Source organism: Pseudarthrobacter sp. As-47 (assembly GCF_058215595.1).
In genome coordinates, this window is sequence record NZ_CM177088.1 from 1,185,959 (window position 1) to 1,202,569 (window position 16,611).

15 protein-coding genes and 1 pseudogene are annotated in these 16,611 nt (G+C 67.2%); 8 read left to right on the forward strand and 8 right to left on the reverse strand.

All coding sequences use genetic code 11. From position 1 onward, the window contains the following. Window positions 1-104: 104 nt before the first annotated feature. Complete coding sequence (locus AC4BCK_RS05540) at window positions 105-1,133, reverse strand: ATP-dependent 6-phosphofructokinase (RefSeq protein WP_490566710.1); 1,029 nt, start codon at window positions 1,131-1,133, stop codon at window positions 105-107. Window positions 1,134-1,348: 215 nt separating this feature from the next. Between AC4BCK_RS05540 and AC4BCK_RS05545 the strand changes: the two genes are divergently transcribed. Next, the gene (locus AC4BCK_RS05545) at window positions 1,349-3,223 is read left to right on the forward strand and encodes a GAF domain-containing protein (RefSeq protein ID WP_490566711.1); all 1,875 of its coding nucleotides are present in this window, start codon (window positions 1,349-1,351) and stop codon (window positions 3,221-3,223) included. Window positions 3,224-3,349: 126 nt separating this feature from the next. On the opposite strand, the gene AC4BCK_RS05550 is transcribed toward AC4BCK_RS05545, so the two are convergent. Genes AC4BCK_RS05550 through AC4BCK_RS05565 form a run of 4 tightly spaced genes read right to left on the reverse strand, consistent with a single transcriptional unit; the run spans window position 3,350 to window position 6,592 of the window. Beyond that, window positions 3,350-3,667 carry a putative quinol monooxygenase gene (locus AC4BCK_RS05550; protein ID WP_310114732.1) on the reverse strand — a complete coding sequence of 106 codons (318 nt, stop codon included), beginning with the start codon at window positions 3,665-3,667 and terminating at the stop codon, window positions 3,350-3,352. A 26-nt stretch (window positions 3,668-3,693) separates the two neighbouring features. After that, window positions 3,694-4,728, reverse strand: coding sequence for an NAD(P)-dependent alcohol dehydrogenase (locus tag AC4BCK_RS05555; RefSeq protein WP_490566712.1), 1,035 nt, complete (start codon window positions 4,726-4,728; stop codon window positions 3,694-3,696). Next, window positions 4,725-5,549, reverse strand: coding sequence for an iron-sulfur cluster assembly protein (locus tag AC4BCK_RS05560; protein ID WP_400594475.1), 825 nt, complete (start codon window positions 5,547-5,549; stop codon window positions 4,725-4,727). Before AC4BCK_RS05560 ends, AC4BCK_RS05555 begins: the two co-directional genes overlap by 4 nt. After that, window positions 5,546-6,592: an amidohydrolase family protein gene (locus AC4BCK_RS05565; protein WP_310114736.1), complete on the reverse strand. Its 1,047-nt coding sequence runs from the start codon at window positions 6,590-6,592 to the stop codon at window positions 5,546-5,548. Before AC4BCK_RS05565 ends, AC4BCK_RS05560 begins: the two co-directional genes overlap by 4 nt. Before the next feature lie 162 nt (window positions 6,593-6,754). On the opposite strand from AC4BCK_RS05565, the gene AC4BCK_RS05570 reads away from it, so the two are divergent. From AC4BCK_RS05570 to AC4BCK_RS05595, 6 genes and pseudogenes are all read left to right on the forward strand, one after another. Next, a complete protein-coding gene (locus AC4BCK_RS05570; RefSeq protein WP_490566713.1) occupies window positions 6,755-8,251 on the forward strand; it encodes an AAA-type ATPase lid domain-containing protein in 1,497 nt (498 codons plus the stop codon). Between the two features lie 81 nt (window positions 8,252-8,332). Then, window positions 8,333-8,812: pseudogene (locus AC4BCK_RS05575) on the forward strand (nucleoside deaminase). Between the two features lie 76 nt (window positions 8,813-8,888). After that, window positions 8,889-9,110: a hypothetical protein gene (locus AC4BCK_RS05580; RefSeq protein ID WP_174181635.1), complete on the forward strand. Its 222-nt coding sequence runs from the start codon at window positions 8,889-8,891 to the stop codon at window positions 9,108-9,110. A 97-nt stretch (window positions 9,111-9,207) separates the two neighbouring features. Then, the gene (locus AC4BCK_RS05585; protein ID WP_490566714.1) at window positions 9,208-9,753 is read left to right on the forward strand and encodes a flavodoxin domain-containing protein; all 546 of its coding nucleotides are present in this window, start codon (window positions 9,208-9,210) and stop codon (window positions 9,751-9,753) included. A 973-nt stretch (window positions 9,754-10,726) separates the two neighbouring features. Further along, complete coding sequence (locus tag AC4BCK_RS05590; RefSeq protein WP_490566715.1) at window positions 10,727-11,188, forward strand: hypothetical protein; 462 nt, start codon at window positions 10,727-10,729, stop codon at window positions 11,186-11,188. A 28-nt stretch (window positions 11,189-11,216) separates the two neighbouring features. After that, entirely contained in the window at window positions 11,217-11,552 is a 336-nt protein-coding gene (locus AC4BCK_RS05595) for a hypothetical protein (protein WP_490566716.1), read from the forward strand. 111 nt (window positions 11,553-11,663) lie between these two features. Here AC4BCK_RS05595 and AC4BCK_RS05600 read toward each other — a convergent pair whose 3' ends face one another. Beyond that, the gene (locus AC4BCK_RS05600; protein ID WP_490566717.1) at window positions 11,664-12,440 is read right to left on the reverse strand and encodes an SDR family NAD(P)-dependent oxidoreductase; all 777 of its coding nucleotides are present in this window, start codon (window positions 12,438-12,440) and stop codon (window positions 11,664-11,666) included. Then, on the reverse strand, window positions 12,437-13,171 hold the full coding sequence (locus AC4BCK_RS05605) for a FadR/GntR family transcriptional regulator (RefSeq protein WP_490566718.1): 735 nt from the start codon (window positions 13,169-13,171) through the stop codon (window positions 12,437-12,439). The genes AC4BCK_RS05600 and AC4BCK_RS05605 overlap by 4 nt, the downstream gene beginning before the upstream one ends. A gap of 145 nt (window positions 13,172-13,316) precedes the next feature. On the opposite strand from AC4BCK_RS05605, the gene AC4BCK_RS05610 reads away from it, so the two are divergent. Continuing rightward, entirely contained in the window at window positions 13,317-14,810 is a 1,494-nt protein-coding gene (locus AC4BCK_RS05610; RefSeq protein ID WP_490566719.1) for a GntP family permease, read from the forward strand. 104 nt (window positions 14,811-14,914) lie between these two features. On the opposite strand, the gene AC4BCK_RS05615 is transcribed toward AC4BCK_RS05610, so the two are convergent. Then, window positions 14,915-16,504, reverse strand: a complete 1,590-nt coding sequence (locus tag AC4BCK_RS05615) for an alkaline phosphatase D family protein (RefSeq protein WP_310114484.1) — start codon at window positions 16,502-16,504, stop codon at window positions 14,915-14,917. Window positions 16,505-16,611: the final 107 nt, after the last annotated feature.

Below are 16,611 nucleotides of genomic sequence, written 5' to 3' on the forward strand. Positions count from 1 at the left end.
GAAGTACGAAGACGGAGCCGGCCACCCTTTCGGGTGGCCGGCTCCGTCTTGTGTCCTGGCTAGCTCTTGTCTTCGCTCGTCGCAACGCCGCCGCACTGGGTCGCTTAGCCGAACAGGTACGTCGCCTCGTCGTAGCGGTCCTGCGGCACCGTCTTGAGCTTGCCGATGGCTTCGGCCAGGCTCACCCGGACGATCTTGTCCGCCCGCGTGGCGACCATCCTGCCCCACGCCCTCTCGTGGATCGCGTCGACGGCGGCGAGGCCCAGTCGGGTGGCAAGGACCCGGTCCGTGGCGCTAGGGGCGCCGCCCCGCTGGATGTGGCCCAGCGTCGTCGAACGGGTCTCAATGCCGGTGCGGTCTTCGATCACCGGGGCGAGCCGCTCGCCGATCCCGCCGAGCCTGGGCCGATTAAAGCCGTCCAGGCCCCGGTCAGCGTGCGGTTCCATCATGTCGGCGGACACGAACCCCTCGGCAACGACCACCAGGGGGGTGCGGCCGCGCCGGAACGGGCCTTCCACCCAGTCGCAGATTTCGTTCAGGGTGGCCGTCTGTTCGGGGATGAGGATCGCGTGCGCGCTGGTGGCCATACCGGCGTAGAGTGCGATCCAGCCGGCATGCCGGCCCATGACCTCCGCGATCATGCAGCGGTGATGGGACTGCCCGGTGGTCTTGAGCCGGTCGATTGCCTCTGTGGCGATTTCCACCGCCGTGTGGAAGCCGAAGGAGAAGTCTGTGGCGGAGAGGTCGTTGTCCACCGTCTTGGGCACGCCGACGATGGGGATCCCCGCGTCGCTCAGGATCTTCGCCGCAGCCATGGTGCCCTCGCCGCCGATCACAATCAGCGCGTCCACGCCCACGGAGCGCAAATTCGCTTGGATCCGCTCGACGCCGCCACCCTCACCGAGCGGGCTGAAGCGCGACGTGCCAAGGATGGTGCCGCCCAGGTTCGCGATGCCGCGCACACTCATCCAGTCCAGGTTGATGGTGCTGCCCTCGACGAGGCCGCGCCAGCCGTCCGTGAAGCCAACAAACTCGTCGCCGTGGACGCGGATCCCGCGCAGCACGCACGAGCGGATAACCGTGTTAAGCCCCGGGCAGTCGCCGCCGCTGGTCAGGATTCCGATGCGGGCCATCAGTATTACCTCCGCCGTGAGAGCCGTCCCTGTTGTGATGTTTCGTGTCTTCCACGAAACCACCTATCCGGGAGCGGCGGTATGAGGACTTCCCCGCCGTCGGGATGCGGGTTATCCCGCACGCAGACCGGCGTGGGAGGTGCCATTATGGTGGGAGAGATCACCAGTGCACCGCCGGAGGACCTGCGGCGCACGGTTCGTCAAGGAGGACGAGAATGACAGACACCGAGACGGAACCTGACACCGTGATCCGCAGCCTGCACGACGCCGAAGACACGCAGGGCAAGCTGGACACGGTCGTCGCCCTCGCCCGGGACCTCGCCGGCCGGTTTGAGCTGCAGCCGTTGCTGGCCCGGATCCTGGGCCACGCTACCTCCCTGCTGGGGTGCGCATCGGGGTCGATCGCTTTGGTCAACGAGGCCAGCGGCACCTACACCAAAAAAGTGGACATCGGCGTCGGATGCCAGGAGGGCCAGACCTTTTCCCTGAAGGAGGGCTTCACCGGCCAGGTAGTCAGCAGCCGGTCCACCGTCATCCTCGACGCATACAGCAGCGTTGAACGCGGGCATATCCCACCGACGGATCCGCGGTGGGACTGCGCCGTGATCGGTGTCCCGATCCAATGGGGCGAGCAGATCGTGGGCGCTTTCCTTGTTTTCAGCCCGGAGCCGGGCCGGGTGTTCACTCCGGAGGAAGCCCGGCTGGCCGAACTCCTGGCCAACCATGCCGCAATTGCTTTGGCCAACTCGGAACTGCACTCCAAAGCCTCGGCCCGTGAACTCGAGGCTGCCGTGGCCGCCGAACGCGAACGTGCGGTCCGCGACGTGCACGAGACCGTTGGCCGGGCCCTTGCTGCCCTGCTGCTCAGCCTGGACGAGGCTGAGAGAGCCAGCAGGCTCGACGGGGCGGAACATGCCATCACCCCGCACCTCAGCAAAGCCCGGACCATTGCCCACGATGCCCTGGCCGAGACCCGCCGCACGGTCCTGGGCATGGGCCCGGCCGCGCTCGCCGGCCGGACCCTTGATGACGCCATTGCCGGGGAATTGGTATGGGTGGAGTCGATGACCGGCGCCGGAACCCAGCTGAAAGTGATCGGCGAGCCCCGCCCGCTGGCGCCCGAGATTGCGCACCAGGCATTCAAGATTGTCCAGGAGGCACTGAACAACGTGGTGGTCCACGCGCGCGCCACGACGGTACGCGCCGGACTGATCTACGAGCGCGGCGCGCTCGCCATCGTCGTGGAGGACAACGGTCAAGGCTTCGACCTCGCCGCAGCCCACGGTGACCACACCACGCTTCCGTCCGGATGCCTGGGGTTGCACGGCATGACGTCCCGGGCCGTGCACCTAGGCGGCGACCTGCACATCGAATCCACTTCGGGATGGGGGACCAAGATGCGGGCTACCCTTCCGGACCGTGCACCTGCGCCGGAGGCGTCCGGGCAACCGCAGTGGAAGATCCTGATTGCCAATGACTATCCGATCATTAGCGCCGGCCTGGTCCGGTTGCTGGGCATCGCCGAGCCCGCTATCCAGGTCAGCGCTGAGGTGACCTCGGCCGAGCAGCTCTGCGACGCCTACGAATTGCTGCGCCCGGACGTGATTTTGATGGATCTGGACATGGTCCACCAGAACACCACCGGGCTTCTTGCCCGGATCCGCGAGTTCGACCCTGGTGTCGCGGTTGTTGTGCTCACGGACAACCCCACGGTGGAGCAGGTGCGCTCCGCCCGGCAAGCAGGGGTGCGCGGCTTCATCAACCGGCGCGCGAATGGAGAGACCATGGCCCGCATTATCGTGGCCGCAGGCCAGGGCGAAGCCTCGATGGAAGGCGAAATCTTCGACCACCTCATCAGCGGCTCCGCTGCCGACGCCGGGTCCGTTCAATTCACGACGCGCGAACGCGAAGTCCACCACATGGTCATCCGCGGCATGGCGGACAAGCAAATTGCCCGGGAGCTGGAGATTTCCGTGAAGACGGTTGAAAAGCACGTGGGCTCCATCCTCCGCAAGACCGGGGCACGCAACCGGACCATGCTGGTGAGCATCAACGCACAGGAGGCGATTCCCCTGCAGCACTGGCGGTAGCACTCCGGCCGCCGTCGGGACGGAAGGCGTCCTGAAAACGACGGTGGTCCGGATGGCAGCACCGTTGACATCTGGACCACCGTTAGGACACGCCGGTACGCGAGGAAGTCTGGCGTGGCCCAGGGCTTACTTGACGGCCAGCTCCCCGAGTTCGGACCAGCCGTCCACCTTGACGTTCACGATGTCCGGAGTCCGGGCCAGGTACGTCGGCAGCTCGGCCGTGGCCTTCTTGAAATGATCCGACTTCACGTGTTCACCGCCGGCCTCGTCGTCGCGGAACGCCTCGATCAGGACGTAGGTGTTGGGGTCGGCCAGGGAACGCGCCCATTCGAAGAACAGGCAGCCCTCCTCGGCGCTGGTTTTGTCAGTGAACTCCCGTGAGATCTCCGGCCACGCGTCGGCGTGCTCCGGCTTGACCGGGAATTTCGCGGTAATGAAAATCATTGGTTCTCCTTCGATGGATGGGAGGATCAGGGGACCAGGATGGCTCGGCCACGGACCTTGCCGGCATCCAGGTCGCTGATGGCCTGCTGGAAGTCGTCCAGCTTGTACTTTTGGGTGTGCAGCGTGACAGCCCCCCGTGCGGCCAGCGCCATCAGGTCCTGCAGGTCGTTGTAGGACCCCACGAGGTTGCCGATGATGTTGATTTCCGAGGAGATGATGTCGATGGTGGGCACGCTGATGTTCTCGCCGTAGCCCACCACGAAGTAGTCGCCGGCGCGGCGCAGCATGGCAATGCCTTCGGACGTGGCCCCGCCCTCGCCCACAAAGTCGATCAGCACCTCCGCGCCATGGCCGCCAGTCAGGGCCAGCACCCGCTCCACCTGGCTGCCGTCCGCCACCACGCCCTCGTCCGCGCCGATGGACTTGGCCAGCTCCAGCGCTGCGGGGTTGCGGTCCACAACGATGATCCGGCTGGGCGTGAGGGCCTTCAGCACCTGGATGCCGATGTGCCCCAGGCCTCCTGCACCGATCACCACGCAGGTGTCCCGCGGCTTCAGCCTCTTCGCTGCCTTGGCGGTGGCGTGATAGGCGGTCAGCCCGGCGTCGGCAAGGGCCGCCACGTCCGCAGGCTCCAGCGAATCATCGATCTTCACCACCGAGCGGGCTGAGGTGAGGAGATACTCGGCGTACCCGCCGTGGGTGTCAATGCCGGGGAACCTGCTGTTCTCACAGTGCACATCGTCGCCGGAACGGCACGCGCGGCACAGGCCGCAGGTGATCAGCGGGTGCAGGATCACCTTGTCGCCTTCCTTGACGTTGGTCACGGCGCTGCCCACGGCGTGCACCCAGCCCGCGTTCTCATGGCCGATCGTGTACGGCAGCTCCACCTGGGACTTCTCGGCCCACTGGCCCTCCAGGATGTGCAGGTCCGTCCGGCATACGCCGGCCCCTCCGATTTTGACCACAACGTCCCACGCCCCGGCCACTTCCGGGATGGGCGCCTCGGTCATCTTCAGGCCTTCGTGGTAGCCGACCACCTGGACGGCTCGCATGGTGTTCATGGGTTGGTCTCCTTGACTGTGAACGGAAGCAGCTGGTGATGGTCGGCAGGCTCGGCCCCTTCGGGCCGGTCCGTCTGGTCGGCGCCCGAGCCGGCGTAGCGGGTGCGGAGCAGTCCCCGGCAGAAGTGGGCGTTGCCGTCGATGGAAATGCGCGTGGAACGCGCCCGCCGCAGCGCCAGCGGCACCTGCTCGGCGGGGTAGGGGCGGCCGTCATGGTCAACAAGTACGACGGCGGCAGGTTCCGCGGGCAGGCCAAGCGCAGTCCGCCGTCGTACTAATGCGTCCTTGGTCCGGCCTGGCGGGAGGTCACCCAGCCGCACCGTCCCCACGTTCATTTCTGTGAGCGCGGGATCGGCGCGCAGCTGTTCGCTCAGGCAGCGCTCCATGGCAGCGGTGTGCGCCTTCCGGCGGAACATCAGCCGCAGCTCGTCCAGGCTGTCCTCGGCCTCGTGCCCGAAGGTGCCCCGGTAGCCGGCGTCCGCCGCGAGGCCGGCATTGATCAAGGCGGAGTCGTGGTGGTCATCGAGTTCCACCACCACCCTTCCCACCCAGGGGAGTGCCGAGACCACGTCCTTGCTGTCCGACGCCATGAGGTAGGCGAAGTTCGGGGAGCAGAACGAGGTGGGCAGCCGCAGGTGCACGGCCACCACGGCGCCGTCCGCAGCGCCGGCCACGTCAATGGACCGCACGAAGCCCAGATCGGTGATCGGCTCATCGAGTTCGGGATCCAGCACGCTGCCAAGCGCCTGCCGGACGTCCTGCGCCGCACGGTCCAGCGCCGCCACGCCCCGGACGGTGCGCTCAGTCAGTGCCGCCGTCATGCCGCGCCCGCCAGGTCCGCCCGCTCCGGCTGGCGCGGACCCGTGGCCGTTTCCCCGGCGTCCGGCAGCTGAAGCTCGGCTGGAACCGGGATGTTGTACATCTTCGCGGCGTTCAGCCCCAGGATCTTCTTCTTCTGGTCGGTGGTGATCGGAGCGTACTCGGTCATGTCCTCCGGGATCTGGAAGTCCACGAAGCGCTCCACCAGCCAGCGCGGGGTCCACAGCGCGTAGTCGCTGGAGAAGAAGATGCGGTCCTCGCCGATCCAGTAGATGAGTTCTCCGAGGATCTGGGCGAAGTAGCGGGGCCGGGTGTGCATGAACGGCATGGCGACGGCGAGGCCGCCATAGACGTTGGGTTCCTGGGTGGCGATCCAGCAGAAATCCTCCAGCCGCGGCAGGCCGACGTGCTCCACGATGAAGTTCAGGTCAGTAAAGTCCGAGGCGACGTGGTCGACGTCGGACACGTCGAACGAGTCCCGGTCCAGCGGCCGGATGGTGGGGCCTTTGTGGACGTGGATGTTCTTGATGCCGAGCTTCCGGCACTCCTCGAAGTAGCGGTAGGCCCACGGATCGGAGAGCTTGTAGCCGCGGGAATCCCCGTGCCATTCCGCGGTGTAGAGCTTGACCCCCGTGAACGTCATCTTCTCGTGGTCCGCACGGAGCCGGTCCAGGCCGCGTTCGCCGTCGCGCGGGTCAAAGCAGTGGTTATAGGTGAGCTTGTCCGGGTGCGCGGCGGCCAGGCCGTACGCCTCCTGCGTCTGGCCGAAACCGTTCTTGTAGAACTCGCCCAGGTACGCCGGCTGGAAGATGGCGTGATCCACGTAGCCGTCCTCGAACAGGTCCTTCATCAGGCGCTCGCCGCCCTGGTACAGGTATTCCTCGTAGGTCCACAGCTCCTCATCGGGGGAGAGGTTGCGGTGGTAGTCGTAGAAGCAATCGATGAACTGCTTGCCGTGAACGTTGCGCTGGTTCTCCGGCCGGGCGTCCCACAGGGCGATGTGGGCGTCAACGATGAAGTAGTTCTCGCCGTCCTTGCTGTACATGTCCTTCTCCTCCCCGCGACTGCCATAGTCGCGACACCAACGAGGCTAGGGCGGTTCCGTGCCCGTCAACATGTGACCGGTGTCTCATTTTGAGACAGGCAGGGTTCCCCGTCCCGATCACGGCCACGTACTCTCGAATGACGCAGGACAAGGAGGACGGCAATGGTGCCGAATGGGAACGTGCCAGTGCCGCGGCCAGACCGCGGCGTCCCGGGCGCTAAACTTGCGGTTGCCTCGCGGCGCCTTCTCGCGTCGTGGCAGCGGAGCGAGGAATACGGCGTTTCAGCTGAGGAGGTAGATCCGGTCTGGGCCGGGTCGGTGGACGCCGGCTCACTGTTCTACCAGTGCGGGCAGGAGGTGCTGACCGGCCTGCACCAGACCCTGGCCAACGAGCCGCTGAGCCTGATGCTTACGGACGCCGACGGGTTGGTGCTCAACCGGTTCAGCGGAGACACGTCGCTGCTGCGGGCGCTGGACAAGGTGCACCTGGCCCCGGGCTTCGCATTCTCGGAGCGGGAGGCGGGAACCACCGGCTTGGGCCTGGCCCTGGCCGACCGCACACCGAGCCTGGTCCGCGCCGAGGAACACTACAGCGCTAGCCTGCGCACCTACACCTGCGCTGCCGTCCCGGTCCTTGATCCTCTCAGCGGCCACCTTGAGGGCAGCGTCAACATCACCACCTGGTCCAAGTCCTCCCCGGAGCTGCTGCTCGCACTGGCCCAGTCCGCCGCGAGCACCATGTCCGCTTTGATGCTGGCCAAATCCGGGGACCGGCAGCCGAAACCCGGCCCGAGGGGCGGGGTGTTCCGGGTGCAGCGGGGACGGCTGGAACCCGGGTCCGGCACGCTGCGGGCCATGTCCCGGCCGTGGACCGAGGCCTTGGACAGCGCGGCAGCGGCGCTGGTTTCCGGCAAGGTGGCGGCCGCCGTCGGAGAACCGGGGACCGGCCGCTCCACCCTCCTGGGCCAGGCCATCCGCCAGGCCCACCCCGGTAGCCGCATCCTCTGCGCTGCGGTCCCGGCACCCCGGGATGTTGAAGCCTGGCTGTCGCTGTGGACGCCGGAGCTGTCCAAGCCCCACACCGCGGTGATCGTGGAAAACATCGACCTCCTCCCGGCCTGGGCCGCACAGGAGCTCAGCGCCCGTGCGGTCAGCTCACGTGTCCCGGGATCCGCAGACCATCCGTCCGCCGTCACCTGGGCCGTGACCGCGGAGGAGCTCACCGCTATCGCGGCGCCCCTGGCTGCGCTGGTGGAGACAGTGGTGCCGGTCCCGGCCCTGCGGGACCGCGGACCCGACGTGATGCCCCTGGCCCGATACGCCGCACGCCAGGCCCGAATGCGGGAGGTGGATTTCACGCCTGCCGCCGAACGTGCGCTGACCGCGTATGGGTGGCCGGGCAACATCGACGAACTCTTCGGGATGGTCCAGGACGCGGCCCTGCGCACGGAAACCATCGATGTCCGGCACCTGCCGGCTGCGCTGCTGGGCCGCTCCGGTCCCCGGCTGACGCGGATCGAGGCTGTTGAGCGGGACGAGATTGCCAGGTGCCTCTCCCGGCCCGGGATAACGGTTGCCGCTGCCGCGGCGGAACTGGGGATCAGCCGCGCCACGATCTACCGGCGCATGGCCCGGCTGGGAATCACCGTGCCGAAGTAGGCCTGCAGGCAGCCGGACGCAGGGACCGAGGCCGCCGGCAGGATCGCACCGCGTGGCGGCCAGGGGTGCAACAATGGCGCCATGACCCACGAGCAGCATTCCTCCGCCGCGCCGGAACCGGACAGCACCGACCTTCCCGCCTTCGAAGCCGCCTACCAGGCCGCCCAAAAGGGCCTGGCCGAGGGCGGCATCCCCATCGGAGCTGCCCTCGCCCGGGACGGCGTGGTGATTGCCAGCGGGCACAACGAACGGGTCCAAAGCGCCGATCCGATCGCGCATGGGGAAATGTCAGCGCTCCGCGCCGCAGGCCGGCAGCGGAGCTACCGGGACACCACGCTGTACACCACCCTGGCACCGTGCGCCATGTGCGCCGGAACCATCATCCAGTTCAAGATCCCCCGTGTGGTGGTGGGGGAGGCACGCACGTTCGACGGCGAGCTGGAGCTCCTCCGGTCACGTTGAGTTGAGGTGGTGGTGCTGGATGACCAGCGCTGCGTGGACATGATGCGCACCTTCCAGGCAGACAACCCGGAGCTGTGGGCGGAAGATATCGCGGAGTAGCGGAGTTTTCCAGGGGCACTGCTGCGGTCAGTCAAGGGTGCGTGACGTACTCCTGCCAGCGTGGGACACTTCGGCCATGAGCATCGACCAGTGGTGGACGAAACTGCAACCAGCGACGCGGACGTGGCTGATCAACAACAACGGGGATGAGGTGCCGGCGGCAGTCGCAGCAGAAATTGCCGGCGCGGGCGGACCGGCCACCGACGATCCGTGGTGGTCCGGCCAGGGCGAAACCCCGGGGCACTACTTCCCGGACGACGCCATCGACTGGGTTGAAGCGGCCGCGAACGAGGAGTAGCCCGCCTAGGATACGGCCCCAGTCTCGGGACCAACGGCACATCCCGGCCGCAGCCGTCTCCATCAGACTGGAGGCGGCACGATTCGGAGGTTCAGCCATGACTGTTTTAGTTGCCTATGCCAGTGCGCTGGGATCAACCCGGGACATCGCCCACCACATAGCGGACCGTTTGGCAGCTGGGTTGGACGGCGTCGAGTGCCGTTCCGTGGAGGAGGTCGAGTCGGTCTCCGCTTACGACGCTGTTGTGGTGGGCAGCGCCGTGCACAACCAGTCGTGGCTGCCCGTGGCCGGTCAGTTCTTCGCCCGCCATGCCCCTGAGCTGGCCAAACGGCCCGTCTGGGCCTTCAACGTGGGGATGGCTGATGCACTGCCGAAGCCGTTCCGCAAACGGGGCGCGGAACTGCAGCAAGCGCGCCTGGCAGGAGCACTGCCCCAGGACGTATCTCTTCGCGGCCACAGGATGTTCTCCGGTGTCTACAACGCGGACCAGATGTCGCCAGCGCTGCGCTTCCTGTTCCGGCTCGCCGGCGGCCGCTTCGGAGACTTCCGGGACTGGGCCGCCATCGACGCCTGGGCCGACGACATCGCAGCCCAGCTCGCCAAGCCTGCGTCACCCACATCATCAGGGAATACCGCCACATAACAACACCGCACAACGACGGCGGGCGGCGGCTCACCGGCTACGGCCGACCACCGTGCGGGCTGCCCAACGTGCGGGGTCCCCAACGAGGGGGTTCGCGTACCCGCGATGTGTCAGAAGGGTCTTCCCTTCCGAATTTGGCCATGCTTAGTATGGGAGAGGGTCAGGCAACGGCCATTCTTCCGTCAAAGGAGCCGTCCATGACCCCCACCACCACCGCCGAGCTTTCCAGCGACGCGCCCGCCTGCACCCCGAAACGATCCTTTCCCCGCTGAGGTACCAGCAATGAGCGGACGCGCGATTTCGGGGATTGGGAGCCAGCCGAGGCTGACGCTCGGCAGATGGCCATTCACACCTACCGACGACCTCATGAAGCTGCGGGAGACCCTTCAGAGGTCCTTGGATAGCCAGGCTGGAGGCCACTGAGAAGCTTCTGGAACAGATCGACCAGGAACTGCGCCAGCGGGCACGGAACCCGTTGTACAAACAGGTCAACGGCACGGAACGGCCCCTATAGCCGGCGGAGTGTGGCCCATGGAACGCGGGGAATCCGTTCGGGGGTGGGCCACACCCCGCCTTACCGCCTTGTCCGGGGAGGGGCACCTGTGTGCCCCTCCAAGGTAAAAGCAGCAGCTGCCGCCACCTACCGGCTCCGGGCCGGACTTAAGGCCCTTTTACGGCGGGCTGCCCGGACGTATCTTGAAGGCGGGGCCACCACCTGCGGCCAGGATCAAGAGGGGGCATCATGGGCCGGATCAAGCACTCTGTATTCGGCGCTCTAATGTTAAGCGCGGTGTTCGCGCTCTCCGGCTGTTTCGGCCCGCCGGCGCCGGCGCCCCCCAACACTTCCGCCGCCCCGGGCACTGTCCCGACGCCAACCGGCAGCTCCGCTGCCCCCACATCCACGGCGAGTCCGGCGCCGCCGGCCACCCCGGGTGTGACCATGGGGCCCACAACGTCCGTGCCGCCCTCGTCAATGCCCGTCAGTCCAACGACAACGGCGGAACCGGCGTCTCCGGGGCTTCCGGAGCAGGTCGCCCCGCTGACCATTTACTACATCGCCATTGACGACGGCGGGATTTCCGGGCCGCTGATCGGCTGCGGCGACAGCCTGGTGGCGACCACCACGGCCCCGGTCCGTTTTACGGACCAGGTGGGCCCCAGCATCGGGGCCCTGCTCGCGAACAAGAACCGCGATGTGGGGCTGTCCGGCCTGGTGAATGCCCTGTACCAGTCGAATCTCACCTACACGGGAGGCCAGCTGGACGGGAGCACTATCACCATCCACCTCGAAGGGCAGTTCATGCTGGGCGGCGTGTGCGACGTTCCGCGCGTCAAGGCCCAGCTCAAGTACACGGCCATGACCGCAGCCGGGGCCACAAGCGCCCGGGTGCTCGTCAACGGCCGTCCCATCGACGAGGTGCTCAGCCTCAAATAATGTGCGTCCCGGGTGCAAGGAGGTCGCCGTGGTGCGTTGGGATTTGGGGCTTGCCGGCGTGGGACTGCTGGCCGTCATGTCGGTGGCGTTCGGCCTGATCGCCCACCTGATCGTCGGACACCGCGTCATGAAGTGGTTATGGCTCGTCTCGGCAGCCCTCTACTTCGCCGCGGGGATCCTGGTCAGTGAAGTCTGGTTTGGGTGGGCCACCGCGGAGGAGTTGCAGCCTAATATCGACGGTCTTTCCTACGACGAGGTGCACCTGGTGACGCTCGCTGGCCTGATAGGTGCTGTTGTCGCGAGAATCATGGTCAGGAGGAGGCCGCACGCCACGGGAGAGCCGCAGACGCGACCCGGACCGTAGAGCCAGCCACGGCTGGCTCAACAATCGCGGCGGGGTGATCGGCTGATGTGCCGGCCGCCCCGCCGTCGTACTTTTCAGGTCAGGTTGCGAAGGTACCCGACTGAAACCGCTCTAGGAAACCTGGAGGCCGCCGTTGATGTCGTAGGTGGCCGCGGTGATGAAGCCTGCGTCCTCGCCCATGAGGAAGGCCATCAAAGCGGCCATGTCGCCTACGGTTCCCACGCGGCCCACCAGGATGTCCCTGGACATCTCCTTCTTCCGCTCGTCGGTCAGGGTGCCGCCCATGATGTCTGTGTCCACGGGGCCCGGGGCGATGCAGTTGACGGTGATCCCGTGCTGGCCCATCTCGCGGGCAAGGGCGCGGGTGAAGCCGATGATGCCGGCCTTGGCGGAGCTGTACGCGACCTTGGAGTAGGTGCCGCCGCCGCGTTGGGCGGAGATGGACGAGATGCTCACCACCCGGCCAAGTTTCCGGTCAATCATTCCGCCAAGCACGCGCTGGGTCACCAGGAAGGTCCCGGTCATGTTGATCGCGAAGACCCGCTCCCAGCCTTCCTTGGTTTCCTCCATGAAGGGCCGCGGAGAGCTGATGCCGGCGATGTTGGCCAGCGCCACGATGGGAGGCAGCTCCGCCTCGACGCGGCTGATGGCAGCATCGATGGACGCCTCGTCCGACACATCGGTCTGCAGTCCCAGCGCCTGCACGCCGTGCTTTTCCCCGATCTCCTTGGCAGCCAGGGCCGCCGCCTCGCCGTCGATGTCCAGGATGGCGATGTTCCAGCCCTCGCGGGCCAGCCTGTCTGCAGTCGCGCGGCCAATGCCGCGCTCCGAGGCGGCGCCGGTCAGGACGGCCGTGCGTGCAGCGGGAAAAGTGGTGGTGTGGGTCATGCTGGTTCAACTCCTGTGTTGGATTCCTTGGCCTTGATGAAGCGCGCGTAGTCGTCATAGGTCTGGTTGATGTGCTCGTCCATGGCCTTGCGGGCTGTTTCCGGCTCTCCCGTGGCAATCGCCGCCAGGACCAGCCGGTGGTGCTCCAGGGCATGGCGCTGGACCTCGGGAAACGCAGAGGTTTCCCGGCGCGTGGTGTAGAGCAGGTGGCCCAGCTGGCCCAGCAGCGCCGGGAGGAACGGGTTCGCTGACGCCCTGAACACCACGTTGTGGAAGGCAAGGTCCGCCAGGGTCACGGCGTCCAGGTCGCCGGCCCCGTGCGCCGTTTCCAGGTCCGCAATTGCCTTCTCCATGGCGGCAAGATGCTCGGCCGTGGCGTGCCGGGCTGCGAGCTCGGCCGCGCCGGTTTCCATGATGCGGCGGACCTCGAGCAGCTTCAGCGCTGCCTCGTCAATTCCGGTGCCGCGGGCGGCTGCCCGGAGGATGGCCTCCAGCCCCGTCCATTCCTCGGGCGGATTGACGTAGGTCCCCAGGCCGCGCCGCACCGTCACGATGTTCTGGGCCTGCAGCGTCTTCAGCGCCTCGCGGACCGTCAGCCTGCTGACGTCGGCGGCCTTGGCGATCTCCGCCTCCGCCGGCAGCGATGACTGTGGCGGGAGGTCGCCGGAGAGCACGCGTTCCAGGAGGTCGGCGAACACTGAGTCTGCGAGTGTCTGGCGGCTCACCGGCATCCCTCCTCCATTGGCTTGTCAGATGTCTTATGTCCGGATAGTGTGGCACCCGTCACTCGACGGAGTCAATTCCAACCGGTACTGGCGTCTTTCGAGGAGAGCCGGGCAGCGCGCCCGGGCTCTTGTCCCCAAGGAGTACATCAACGTGGATATACAACTGCTACTTGCGCTGGTATTGGGCATCGCGACCATCGTCGTGCTCGTACTTCGCACCCGGCTCGACGCCTTCGTCGCGCTGCTCATCGCTGCCCTTGTGACCGGCCTCGTGGCCGGCCAAAGTCCCCTCGACATCGTCAAGGCCATCACCACCGGCTTCGGCAACACCCTAGCCTCGATCGGCATCGTGATCGGCCTGGGTGTGGCCATCGGCAAGATCCTCGAAGTTTCCGGCGCCGCCAACGCGCTGGCCCTGGCCTTCCTGCGGCTGTTCGGCAAGGGCCGGGAGCCCTGGGCCATGGGCACCGTCGGCGCCCTGGTGTCCATTCCGGTCTTCTGCGACTCCGGCTACGTCATCATGAACCCGCTGGCCCGCTCCATCGCGCGGGTCAAGCGCGCCGGCTACGTGACGCTGGCCCTGGCACTGGGCGTCGGCATGACCCTGACGCACCACCTGGTCCCGCCCACCCCCGGCCCCCTGGCCGTCACCGGCCTGCTGGGCGCGGACCTGGGTGCAGTCATCCTCACCGGCCTGGTGTTCACCGTCCTGCTCCTTCCCATTGCCGTGACCTATGCCAAGTGGATGGGACCCAAGCTCGAAAGCGCCGTCACCGAAGAGGTCCGCGAGGCCGTCTACGGCCGCGCCGCGCTGGTGGGCGCCTCCGAAGGATCCCACCACGGCGGCACGGGAACCATCACGGCCGACGACGACGCCGCCGCTGCGCAGGACGACCTTCCGGACGATCCCGAGCTGGACCTGGGCACCCCGCCCGAGGGCGCCAAGCCGCACCGCGTCGGCGCGTTCCTCGCCTCCCTGCCCCTCCTGGTCCCGCTGCTGCTGATCGTGCTGAACACGGTCACGGGAGCCATGGACCAGAACGCCCAGGGCGTTGTGGGCGGCAAGTACGAGCCGTCCGCCTGGGTTGTCCCCTTCGCCTTCATCGGCAACCCGGTGATCGCGCTGATCATCGGCGTCCTGCTCGCCGTCTACGTGCTGCTGCCGCGGTGGACCCCGCGCAGCCGGGTCCAGGGCTGGTTTGCCGAGGCTGCCGCCTCCGCAGGCCTCATCCTGCTGATCACCGGTGCCGGCGGCGCGCTGGGACAGGTGCTCCGCAGCTCTGGCGTGGGCGACGCCCTGGCTGAAGCCATTGCCGCCACCGCCCTGCCCGCCTTCCTGGTGCCGTTCCTGGTGGCCACGCTGGTCCGGCTGGCCCAGGGCTCGGGCACGGTGGCGATGATCACCGCCGCCTCTGTCACCGCCCCGCTGGTGGGCACGCTGGGCATCGATCCGCTGGTTGCAGCCATGGCCTGCACCGCCGGTTCCATGATCCTCAGCTACTTCAACGACTCCTACTTCTGGGTGGTCACCCGCTTCACCGGGCTCGAAGGCACCGCAGCGCTCCGCGGCTGGTCCGGCATCACCACCGCCGTGTGGGCCGGATCCATCCCGCTGCTGTTCATCCTGAACCTCATCCTGGGCTGAGCCGCTCCACTCCAGTGGACTGGCTGACCAAGAGCCGTAAGGGCCTGGGCCCGGTTGTCAACCGGGCCCAGGCCCTTACGCAATTCGGTACCAGGCAGGGTGGGCTACCCCCGTGCCTGCAGCCCCGGAACCCCGTCCTGGACGGTGAATGAAGCCTTCGTTGAAACCGGGGCGCCCGGCGTCGTGACGTAGTCCAGCGTCCGGAAGTCCGCGGTCAGCGCGTCCCGCGTGATCCTGGTGTTCACGTAGCCGCGGTTGTCATTGAAGAACTTCAGGTGCGGATTCCAGGCCATCACGGGGTCCGTAGTGGAACCGGTGCCGTTGCCGGTGGAGGTGATGGACGTGCACACCAGCTCCGAACCCACCACGGGCGAGGCCGGATCCTTGTAGTCCACCTTGAGGTCGTTGGCCCAGTTGCGGTGCACATCGCCGGTGAGGACGACGGCGTTGCGCACCTTCGCGTCCAGCCAGCCCTGGGTGATGCGGCGGCGGGAGGCGGCGTACCCGTCCCAGCCGTCCATGGAGACGTCGTCAATCTCCAGTGCCTGGGCCCGGTCCCGCTCGGCGAAGAACACCTGCTGGCCCAGGACGTCCCAGCGCTGGGTGGAGTTCCGGAACCCGTCCAGCAGCCACTTCTCCTGCTCCGCGCCGGTGATGGTCCGGTTCTCCGCGAGGCGTTCGGCCACATTCTTCTTCCAGCCGTCGCCGGCGAGCTGGTCGTCGCGGTACTGCCGGGTGTCCATCATGTGGAAGTTGGCCAGCTGGCCCCACTGGATGGTGCGGTAGATCTTCATGTCGAACCCGGCCGGCACGGAGGACCTCCGCAGCGGCATGTTCTCGTAGTACGCCTGGAACGCGGCGGCGCGGCGCTGGCGGAAACGTTCGGTGGTGTCGTTGAGCTGGCCGGCGTCCCTGTTCTCCGGAATCTCGTCCGCCCAGTTGTTGTCCACCTCGTGGTCATCCCACACCACCAGCCAGGGTGCCACCGCGTGCGCGGCCTGCAGGTCGGCGTCGGACTTGTACTGCGCGTGCCGCTGCCGGTAACCCTGCAGCGTGGTGGTTTCCGGGCCCTGGTGGTCGCGCGGGTTGCCGCCGCCGATCACGTAGCTGTCCTTCTTGTACTCGTAGAGGTAGTCGCCCAGGTGCAGCACCAGGTCCGGGTGGTCCTCGGCCAGGCGCGTGTAGGCGGTGAAGTACCCGTGCTCGTACTGTGAGCAGCTGGCGAACGCCATGGCCAGGGCAGCCGGTGTCTCATGCGGGGCGGGGCTGGTGAGCGTGCGGCCCACCTGGCTGAGGTGGCGGCCGCTGCGGAAGCGGTAGAAATATTCGCGCCCGGGCTTGAGGCCCTGGAGCTCCACGTGGACGGAGTGGGCGGTTTCGATCCGGGCGTGTTCGACGCCGCGGGCTACTACGGTGCGCATGCCCGCGTCCTCAGCCACTTCCCAGGCCACGGGGACCGGGCGTGACGGCATGCCGCCGAGGCCGTCTTCGGCCAGGGGGTCCAGCGCGAGGCGCGTCCAGATCACGAAGCCGTCCGGCCACGGCTCGCCCGATGCTATGCCGAGCATGAAGGGGTCGGTGCGGAGGCCGGCGTCGTCCGCGGTGGAAACGGCGACGGCGGCACCTGGCAGGGCGGCGACGAGCCCGGCACCCAGGCCGGCGGAAATCAGGGATCTGCGGGAGATGTTGTCCATGAGTTCGAACCTAGGGACGCCGGTTGGACAGGTCCTGAGGGGAATGTGAATGAGCAGTTAACTGCGTGACAAGAGATGTCTTTTTGTCCGGAATCAGTCAGCTTAGT